At 51.4% G+C, this 9,775-nt stretch carries 8 protein-coding genes; all 8 read right to left on the reverse strand.

What is annotated here, in order from left to right; genetic code table 11:
* A partial coding sequence (locus A6M21_RS17480; protein ID WP_345788117.1) for a sugar phosphate nucleotidyltransferase occupies positions 1 to 260 on the reverse strand: 260 nt, incomplete at its 3' end.
* Between the two features lie 850 nt (positions 261 to 1,110).
* On the reverse strand, positions 1,111 to 2,055 hold the full coding sequence (locus A6M21_RS17490; protein ID WP_066671926.1) for an Rpn family recombination-promoting nuclease/putative transposase: 945 nt from the start codon (positions 2,053 to 2,055) through the stop codon (positions 1,111 to 1,113).
* An 89-nt stretch (positions 2,056 to 2,144) separates the two neighbouring features.
* On the reverse strand, positions 2,145 to 2,765 hold the full coding sequence (locus A6M21_RS17495) for a ParB N-terminal domain-containing protein (protein ID WP_151192004.1): 621 nt from the start codon (positions 2,763 to 2,765) through the stop codon (positions 2,145 to 2,147).
* Positions 2,766 to 3,034: 269 nt separating this feature from the next.
* Complete coding sequence (locus tag A6M21_RS17500; RefSeq protein WP_066671930.1) at positions 3,035 to 3,400, reverse strand: hypothetical protein; 366 nt, start codon at positions 3,398 to 3,400, stop codon at positions 3,035 to 3,037.
* Positions 3,384 to 4,388 carry a type III-B CRISPR module RAMP protein Cmr4 gene (cmr4, locus tag A6M21_RS17505; protein ID WP_066671933.1) on the reverse strand — a complete coding sequence of 335 codons (1,005 nt, stop codon included), beginning with the start codon at positions 4,386 to 4,388 and terminating at the stop codon, positions 3,384 to 3,386. The genes A6M21_RS17500 and cmr4 overlap by 17 nt, the downstream gene beginning before the upstream one ends.
* Positions 4,385 to 7,354, reverse strand: coding sequence for a CRISPR-associated protein Csx11 (locus tag A6M21_RS17510; RefSeq protein ID WP_066671935.1), 2,970 nt, complete (start codon positions 7,352 to 7,354; stop codon positions 4,385 to 4,387). The genes cmr4 and A6M21_RS17510 overlap by 4 nt, the downstream gene beginning before the upstream one ends.
* Entirely contained in the window at positions 7,351 to 8,409 is a 1,059-nt protein-coding gene (locus A6M21_RS17515; RefSeq protein ID WP_066671938.1) for an RAMP superfamily CRISPR-associated protein, read from the reverse strand. Before A6M21_RS17515 ends, A6M21_RS17510 begins: the two co-directional genes overlap by 4 nt.
* Positions 8,396 to 9,367: a type III-B CRISPR module RAMP protein Cmr1 gene (cmr1, locus tag A6M21_RS17520; RefSeq protein ID WP_242868908.1), complete on the reverse strand. Its 972-nt coding sequence runs from the start codon at positions 9,365 to 9,367 to the stop codon at positions 8,396 to 8,398. Before cmr1 ends, A6M21_RS17515 begins: the two co-directional genes overlap by 14 nt.
* Positions 9,368 to 9,775: the final 408 nt, after the last annotated feature.

The following is a 9,775-nucleotide window of genomic DNA, read 5'->3' on the forward strand; positions in this document are numbered from 1 at the left end:
GCCAGGATGTCGTCCTTTTTACCGGTGTCCAGCCACCAGCCGTCCAGCACCCGGGCCTGCACCCGGCAGCCGGAGGTGACCATCTCCTGGATGGCGTCGGTAATCTCCAGTTCACCCCGCCAGGAGGGCTTGATGCGGTCGATGGCCGCGTGCACCGCCGGGCCGAACAGGTAAATACCCACCAGCGCCAGGTCGCTGGGCGGCTCCTTGGGCTTTTCCATCAGACGCACCACCTGCCGGTCCGGCCCGAGCACAGCCACCCCGAACTGGCGGGGGTCATGATAGTGAGCGTCCTTTGTATTTGTAAATGAAACGGTGAATATGTATTTGTGCGGTTAACGCCGGTATTTTCAGGAATAATACATTTTGGCTATTCAGCTGTTTTCAGTCTATTACGTATTAACGAATTCCAAATGCCACGAAAAACTAATTCCAACATGTTCGCACATTCTTCAGGACATCGAAGTATTGGATCACCAGCCAGCTCATGGGATAAGCTTTTTGCATCGTATCCTTAGCGGGAAAGATCGCGCTAAATTGCCGATTTTCCAATAAGATTTTGCAATAATGTTGAAATTGCGGTTTCTTTTCCAATTCCGAAAAAACAAGTGGGAGCAGCGATGCGGCATAACGCATTTCCGATGGCGTACTTTGGTAGTTATCTTGCTCGCACAATTGCATAGTTATAAGCATTCGCTGGTCCTGAACTTGTCGTCCCTCACTAATGAAGTTTTGTAACATTTTTAGGGTTTCCTGGATTAAAAAACGAATAAGTGACGGTAAATTACCATTTATCATAAAATACACCCAGCTTATTCACTGTCAACTGCACCTGTTTAATTTCATGATTCCAGTTTATGCTGAAGAACAAGGCTAACAATCCCGGATGGGATTGGCCGGAAAGAAAAGATAGCAACCCGGCTAGCTTTCCGGCAGAGAAAAACAGCGGATGACCATCGCCTGGGCGCTAATCCCGAGGCCAGTCGGTAATCCCGGTCCATGAACCCCACGGGCAACCTGGACGGGACCAGCGGACGAAAGATCATCAATCTATCGGCAAGGTTATCTATCAGTGGCAGATGATATTTTTAACGTGGTCACCGTGGCTTACTACTGTTCACCAACTCCATCATTGATGATCGCCCGGGCTTCTTCCAGGGTATCGGCGGCGAACAGCTCCTCAAGCACATGATCCAGCACTTCCAGGCTGGTCATCCGCTGAACCTTTTGCTGCAGGTCCGTCGTCTTTCCTCCAAACTTGCGGACCAGGTATTTACAGATCACCTCTTGTTTTGCTTCAACTTTCCCCTCCGCACGGCCCTCGGCGCGGCCTTTCTCATGCCAACTGGTGGTAATCTGCATGATCATCTCAACCTCCTTGCGATCCAGTTTTCCCAGTTCCCGGTTATATTGTACCTCTTCACTGCGGTTCAGCTTCAGGTAAGTTTCGAAAAAGCCGGCCAGCAGTTCCATCCGCGCCGGGTCCAACGTCATCCGGGCTAGCATGCGCATGAATTCCAGCTTTACTTTTACTTTTTCCTCCGGCTTGAAACCCATTTTACTTAAAAGGGCGGCGGCCACCGGATTGTCACTCTGAATATATTCCCGCCAGTTCAGTTTCTTTAATTCCAGCTTGTAAAACCGGAATTTCAAGACATCCAGAAATGTGAATCCCATTTCAAAGCTGTCCGGCTCATCCCGCACCTGGTCGTAGGCAAAAACGGCCACGGGCAATATCCTCCGCCGGTATTTTTCGTACAGCCGGCTGAAGTAAACAAACATCCGCGCGCTGAAGTCCGTTTGCACGTATGACTGCGGCTCGACGTGCAACAGAATCAGGCCGGGTTCACCTTTGAGCCGGGTTTCCACTAGAATGTCCACTTTGTGCTTCTCTCCGGCCGTTACGTCAGTAAAAATCTCCTGCTGAAGAAATTTAAGATGGGTCAAGTCAATAGCCCGGGCGGCTTCGGGAAAGAAAAGCACCATAAATTCAGTAAAAAAAGTCTCCAATAATTCTTTAAACAGGCGGTCATGGTCGATCCGGTTTTTACTCATCGGCCGGCTCCTTTTTTCCTTCTGGTTACAGTTTACCTTACGGACAGTATGGTTTCAAGAGATTTACATTGAGGATTCACCGAGATCCGTCAGTGCTGCTCCTGCCATATTCCGTCCGCATTGATCGCCCACTTTATTTGTTCGCCCGGGTTGTCGCATGCCGAGCCGGGCACCCATAGCGGCTCCCGGTAAACAGGCACCAAACGGTCACCGGAAAGTCGATCCCATCCGGCCAGGAGCGCCAATGCTCCTTTCATGCGGCATGTGCCAACGGCATGGGCCAAAACCCGGTCGCCGGCAACGATGGGAAAATCATCATGATCCAGGTCAACCGGCATAGCAAAGAATTTTTCCGTTTGTCCCCAATCCACCTGTTTCAAATTCCCGAGACCATAGCGGGTATCACCGCCAATAAAGATGGTAACCAGCCCCATAACCTCATCCAACGCCGGATCGCCACTTTTAACAAATACATAACCTGCCATAGCTACAGAAGAAAGCGGTTTTCCACCATCACACCAATAGGGCTGAATGCATTCTGTTTCATGAAGCGTACCATCCGCGGCCGAATTGGTGCCCGGATCAATTGCGGTGCCCGGACGGACGTTAAGAATTCGTGACCGAAACATGCGATCAATCTCGATGCTTTCAGTGCTATTCCAATCTTCTCTCCGCCAACTCTGGCCCTTGCCGCTTTCATACCGGGGCAACCAGGCCAGCCACCTGTCTGCGGTATATTCCGCCGGGTAAAGATAACTGAACCTCACCTTTTCTTTCAGATCGTCCCCCACCGCTTTATATAGTTCATCTATGTTATCCGGGTTTGATTGAGCCCTGGAACGGGCGATTTCCGCTGTAAACGCCCCCCACATCACCCGGGCCGGAATATATAGACGGCAGCGGTTTAATGCACCGGACGGCGGCATGCCGATAAAAAGCGGTGACTGCAACTGCCATACCCAGCGGTGAAGCGTCCATTTCACAATTTATCGCCACCCTTGGCCTTAGCGTGATAGCGGGCATAAACCAAAGCCTGCATCAAAAGATCGCGGGCAAATAATATATCGTCGATACTTTCAGCAATCTTTTGCAGTTTTTGAAAAACAGCCCCATTCCTCCCGTTTGAAAACAAAGGGGCGTCTTTGGGGATTCTCTCCAAAAAATGAACGCATTCATCGCTCATCTTCTGTCCCGGCTCTTTGCCGCAAACCTTGAGATAGAGAAAGAAGGCATAAAGGCCCTGCTCTTGCAGAACGGACAATGCGTCCGTAAGAAGCTTTGCGTCGCATTCCCTGGCAAGTCCCTGGCCCAATAGAGCACAATTAAAGTCAATGTTCTCCGGCATTGGTGTCCCCCCCGACTTGCGATTTCCTGTCACCAGGCTGATTCACGCTATTTTTGCCATTCCAGACCCGCAACCGGCCCATGCCACGAGTGCCCATACCACCGATGCCAAGGTGCTCCAGATAAGGATGTGCCGTCTCAACAACGCCATGTACATCATCGGTAGTGGCTTTTTTTGTTCCATAAATAATCTCTTTCCCGCCAATACGAAAATGGGCGGGGTTACGGCAGGTAACTTCCCAGTAAAGCACCGTACCACGCGGTAATGCTTCATATGTGAACAGGGCACCATCATCGGCCGCGCCGGTGACCGGATTGATGGCCACCGATGTACGCACCTCGAGGTTGCTGTTGACGACGTGATGGAAAAGTTTATCTGAAATGACAACCACACGGCTTTTGATGTACTCTGGAATAAGGACTTTCAAAGCCTCGGTGACTGAATTAAAGCCGTCCCATCCATCTTTTTTCACCCCAAGCAGAAGCCAGCCCAAATTGAGCATTTGCGATTTAAAAGAACTGGAGGACAGATATATCGCATCTACGTCCGGCAATTCGGGCAAGTCCTTTATAAAATCCAACTGCCGTAAAGCTATCGGAGCTGTGACCCAAACCGGCCCTTCCCGCGTCGCCACCGGAAAGAGCAGCACATGCATATCACTGAAGGCCGCCAGGCCGGCAAACCCACCCTGGCGGCCACGGGCAAATCCAAAAACAGTGCAGATGGGGCAGTCATGCTTTCCGCAATGACCACCTGAGCCATCGGATCTGGTCTGCCCCTGGCCGGCGCAGTCGGGATATTTGCCTTTGGCCATCGCCGCGTAGGCGCGCGTCACTCCAGCCAGGCTCGACCCCGGGATCTTCGGGATCCGCGTAACCGGATCGCGGACGATGGTGTTGTCCACACGGCCCAGCTGGCTGCCGCCGGTGCCTACATGGATGGGATCAACGGCCAACCCGGCATGATAAAACTTTTCATAGTTAGTCATCTGGATACCTCCCCCGGAGATAGCTTCAAAACTTTCATATGCCAATCAAGGCACGGTCCCAGCAGATCCGCCCGGGCAGCTTCCACTAACGACTCCAGGACCGCCCCGCGTGCCCCGAGGCGATCACTGACTACGCTTCGCACCAATGAAAGCCAAACAGCACCGTCTGATTCCGGCCGGCCGCATTCCGTCCCCCGCCAGCGTTGACGCGCATCGTCCAATATGGCCCAGGCCCCCCGCAACGCCGTGGCCGTAACTCCCAATCCGCAGAGCAGCCGCCAGATGTCGCACATCTGCGACCAGTCCGATAAATGCCATGTCGATATCGGCTCAAAACGACTGCCTGTACTTTCCATAAAGATAGTTGCTATACGTGATGGATCAACCAGGACACCGTCACCCCGGCGGAGATCCTGAACATGACGGTATACCCGGCCATGCGGCGTACGAAAATCCAACGGAAAACGGACTTCCCGATCTTCTACAGCCACATAGGGGTAAAAGACATCCACCCGTCCATCTGGTAATTGAACGGGAACCATAAGTAACTCACTCGCACCATCAGGCCGCACTAATATTAGTGCAGTTTGACCATTCCGGGTAACGCGTGATTCCACACGCCACACTGCCGGCTTGTTACCATCTTCCAGCAGCATCTCCAGGTTGCGCGCCGCCTCGATGACCGCCTGGAAAGCAGTTTTCTGCGGGAATGCAACCACACCGGTCCTAAGGGGCATACGATCCCAAACCCGGGCGAACTGTTCGTTCCATGCCTTGATTGCCCGATCAATACATTCGGCTGCGGCACTAAGAGGTACTAAAATGCGGAACCTTTCGGGGCTTAACTCAAGCGGAATCACCGGATAATAAACCCCCAGGGGTCCGGTTTCATTTTCTACTTTGCTTATGGTAAGCGAAAGAACTTTGTTGTCATTATCGTCTTTTAGCAGAATAGTTTCACCTTTTAAATCCTTACCGGAAAACGCGGCCACATTGCAAACAGTAAGGAAGTCTTGTGAGCTCTCACGGTAGAAGAGTGTGACCGGAATATCCCGGTAGCGTCCGTTGTATACCATAAGGTCCTTCCAACCGGTGCTGGTTGACGAATCTGGTTTTAACACCAGCCGGCGGACCCGTAATCTGTTCGTATCTTTGGCGGCTATTTCCTGGAACTCTTCCAGTAATTTTTCAAAAAACTCCTCCGCCGTGCGCCAAAACCGGTATAAGCGGCCCGGGGAGGCGTTTTTGCGCAAAAGCTGATGCACCAGCCATGCAGCCCGCTCAGCATCGTTCAGCGCGTTCCAGCCTGGGGCGTGCGAGCGATCCTCGACAATCTTGGCAAAAAAAGATTCCCAATCACTTTCATGCTGGTAACCATCCTGGAGAAGGCGGAGTACGGGATCACCAGGATCAAATTCCCGGGCCACCTTTTCCTTTACGTAATTTAAGAGATCAGTATAAGCTGTATCCGGACTAATGCCATAATTTTGGACTTTGGGATTGTTGCGGCACCATTCCGCGGCCACCTGTGATCGCAGGGAATCGACGCAAGATCCGTCCAGCCACTTATTAACCGGCAACTTGAAGGTCAGCAGCGCCGCACGGCCGTTATGATCGGCTACTTCCGGGATCCAAATGGTTGGCTGCACCGACTGTCCGCCAAGCCAGGCATCCAGACGTCCCAAACGGCGTTCTTTACACACCGGACAGGGACGTTCCTTATCTTTTGTACCATTCAAGCGCACTCCGCAGACAGGACAGACATTGCCTTCAGTCATTGAGCAGTCAAACTGCCAGTTTTTATGGAGCGGAATGGCCAGCGTATCCCGTGCTTTATTTATTTCATCGTTCATAAAAATGATTGATCGCGATGAAGTAGTTGAAATACTGCAATAAGGCGGTGTCTCCAATTTAAACGTACCGGCCAGGTGATCAACTTCATTTTCGAGGTATTTTTGCCATGCGTCTGCTTCCGGATCAGCCAACCCCCCTTTGGCATCAAGACGCCGGCCGGGAAAAGAGAAAACCGCCACCTGGTCATCGCGATACAGCAGCGACCCTACCGCCAGATCCACTTCGACCAACCGCCTTACATCGTCAATGAACTGGTCCAGGCAACGCCGTGTCCCTGTCCAGTCGCCAATTCGTACGGCGCGTGACTCATAATGATCGGCGCCGATCCCAACTGTGAGCAAACGCCAGCGGGTTTGTTGCTTTAATTTACTCCAATTAAAGGCAGCGCCTGCAAGCAGTGCCCCGGCCGCCGCACTTTTGAAAAGCGCCGCGGCTACATAGGATTGATCCCAAATGGTCACATCGTTGTTGGGCAAACGCGTTTCCGCCAATGTGCCGGTGAAGGCTTTACGCAGCCAGCCGTCACGCCCGGCTGCTTTTTCACGCCAAACCCACCAGGCCCCCAGGTTCCCGGAATTGGATTTGCCCAGCAACTCAAGCTCCGCCAGAAAGCAATCAACGTGCGAAAGCAGATCCCGCCAGGCATTTTCACCAGTCAGCAGAGCCGGTGGATTGACCAGCAGATTGCGCACCGGTTTGCCGTAGGCGGTGGCCAACCACATATGAGTTGCATCCTGTCCCAGGTATTTAGATGAACTTTTTGGAAGATTTTTTTCAACACCTGAAGCCATGGCGTGCGCCGCCTGCAGTAGACCGATAGCATTTTCTTCCGACGTGCCCTGGTCGAACTTTTTAAGAAAACCATCAAAAGAAGACGGCAGTTTAAAATCAGATGGACGGGAAAGCCAACCCCAACAATTATTCCATGATTCCGCCAATCCATCGTACCACTTCTTTTGATCATAATCCCGTATCTTACCACCATGTTGCAGCAAGAAATCACGATGGGCCTTACCCGTCATATGCAGCCAGCCTATTGCTTCCAGAGCCAGCAGCAACGCCCGGTGCCGGCGCAGACGTTCGGCCGCTGGAAATTCCTTAGTATCACTCATTTGTTCACACTTCCTTCGGGCTGCCCGGATTGCACCAACAATGCGCCAAGCCGTTCCTTAAATTCTTGTATAGTGCCATTTTCTACGGGAGGTTGATTGAAGCCGGTTCCATGCCATTTTTCAATTTTTGCTTTTCCCCAACCGGCAGTACGCTTGGCGGAAAACCCATAACAGGTAAGCAGTGACTCAACGGCATCCAGGAGATTGGCCAGAACGTCTCTGGGCTCAACCCGATCCCGTTCCACCTGCCCGGGCAGCGGCGCATATAATATTCGCAGAACACCCGGTGTACCATCAGGAACCACTTCATAATAGATTGGTTTGGTCCCGGCACGGGTCTGCCGGCTGTGCGGGTTGATTACCTCAAATTTTATTTTGGAAAACCAGGTGGGGTAAACTACAAGGGCACCCCGGGAAAACTCATCCGCCCTTCTTTCATTACCAAATAGATGGCGAATCCACGGCTCATCATTCCAACCATCCATGCTCATCTTATGTTCCTCAAGGTGCTTTAGTAATCCCTGCTGCATCCGGCAGGCCCAGCGCAAAAGCCCTTTCCAGCTCATGGCAGACATATAAGGCACACCGAACACGCGGTCCTTGCGCAAGGGATTGTCCAGAACGTGCAGAGGTCGTTCATCTTTGGAGTACCAGGATGTTTCCAAAGTAAAGTTAACGCTTAAAGCGATCCATCCGGGAAGAAGGACGGCAGGCAGGTTGTCCAGGGAAAGTTCGTCCGGCAGGTTGTAACTCAGGTTCTGTACGTGGCTTATATACCATTTCCTGGCATCATCCTCGCAAGGGAGTTCTCCCCGTACCCATATCATACAGTCAACTGCCAAACCGTCAATCAATACTGTTGTTCCGTTATCCTCCAAGGGCTGCAGCTCCTTACTGCATCTGTCAAGGGCTTCTTTTATTTTTTGTCGCAGTTGTTTCTTTTTTTCTTTGTCATTAGTACGCTTATATTCACCTTCAAGGGCGGCTAACTTGTTATTATCTGATAATTTGAATAACTCCTTTGCCCGCTCCGAATAATAATCATGCACCGGCATCCTGATCCCCCCCTTCCTGGAACATATCAGGAAGAATATCGTCACCCTTTATAAATTCCTCATCTTTTATGTCCGGCCATGCCTGCTCTAACCGTTTCTTCATCTCATCCAATTTTATTGTCCCTGGTTTCACGAAGCCAAACGTCCGCGGCGGATTCTTGAAACTAAATACTTTTTTGCTTTCCTGCTGCTTACCGCTCAGCCACGAAGCCGGGGAATCGCTGGTATTTACATACCTGGCCCGCTGCTTCGGCTCAAGCCGCCCGAGAACCAGGTTAAACGTGCTCTCACTATCATTTTTACGTGTCAGATATCTGCCTTTCACACACCAGAAATTGCTCAGCGAGGCCCAGCCAAAGCCATCATGGACCTTGCGCCACCTTTTTTCCCTCACATATTCCTCAAGATGCTTGCGTGGTAAAACAGAAACGGCGCCGCTATCCAGCAGCGAAATAAGTCCGAAATCCTGGTGATGAGACCGGGTTTCCCGTCCTTCCTCATCTGACGGCTTGTACACCGTCTTACCGCCAACGGCCCCGTAATCATAGATCAAACGCAATGTAAGGTCAAGCAGCGCCCATTCCTTGTCCTGTATTGGTTTAAGCGGTATAAAGCGAAGCACAAATTTATCGCTTTTTCTTATCTGTGTACTTTGTACGTCCCCACCATTCGCAATGACATCTAGACGAAACTTGCGCGCCCAACCGGTGCATCCGAAAAGTTCACAGACAACGCAGTGGTGTTCCGGTTTGACGGCATCTTTGATCCGCACATCTGGACAACGACAACCATCTCCAGTCGGATCACAAGCCGACCCGCCCATACCGCGAACCAGCACCTCGAACCACCAGCGCAGGGAACCGAGGAAACCCGTTTCTTTAAAATGGCCGTTCCTCCCATCAGCATCCCCCGTCCAAATATCAGTAAGTGCTTTAAAAGTCCATTCCTTATATTCCACACAATCACTTCCCGGGTGATACTTAAATACCAGTATATTCTTGCCGGACAGACCGGTTTGCATTGAAGTGCATGTTGCAGGACAGTTCATCGACCCCACGAGTTCCCTGCGATAATGCCTCCCGCGTGTTTTAGGAGCCCCCCGACCGTCAGCATCACCCTAATGGCCCATGCCATGGACGCGGTAAGTAATGCCGCCCTCTTTTGCGGGGTTTTTGTTTTTAGGTAGATAGTCTTATACATCCTTAGTAATTTTTTCGACATTGCTCAAGAATTTCCTGCCTATAAAGGTGCTTATTTCCTAAAGTAATTTTTCAAATCCCTCCCCGTTCATCCGGCCGGTTTCCGTAACCCCCACCGTTAGAGCCCTTCGATCTTCTGTCCACCGGGAATAATTATTGAAAAGCGC

The sequence above is a fragment of the Desulfotomaculum copahuensis genome, assembly GCF_001655685.1.
Taxonomy (GTDB): Bacteria; Bacillota; Desulfotomaculia; order Desulfotomaculales; family Desulfovirgulaceae; genus Desulfotomaculum_G; species Desulfotomaculum_G copahuensis.

What these genes read in the sequence shown, in the direction of transcription:
- A6M21_RS17500 (WP_066671930.1), bottom strand. Translation starts at nt 3,400, where the DNA reads ATGCCGGAGAACATTGACTTTAATTGTGCTCTATTGGGCCAGGGACTT.
- A6M21_RS17490 (WP_066671926.1), bottom strand. Translation starts at nt 2,055, where the DNA reads ATGAGTAAAAACCGGATCGACCATGACCGCCTGTTTAAAGAATTATTG.
- cmr4 (WP_066671933.1), bottom strand. Translation starts at nt 4,388, where the DNA reads ATGACTAACTATGAAAAGTTTTATCATGCCGGGTTGGCCGTTGATCCC.
- A6M21_RS17510 (WP_066671935.1), bottom strand. Translation starts at nt 7,354, where the DNA reads ATGAGTGATACTAAGGAATTTCCAGCGGCCGAACGTCTGCGCCGGCAC.
- A6M21_RS17515 (WP_066671938.1), bottom strand. Translation starts at nt 8,409, where the DNA reads ATGCCGGTGCATGATTATTATTCGGAGCGGGCAAAGGAGTTATTCAAA.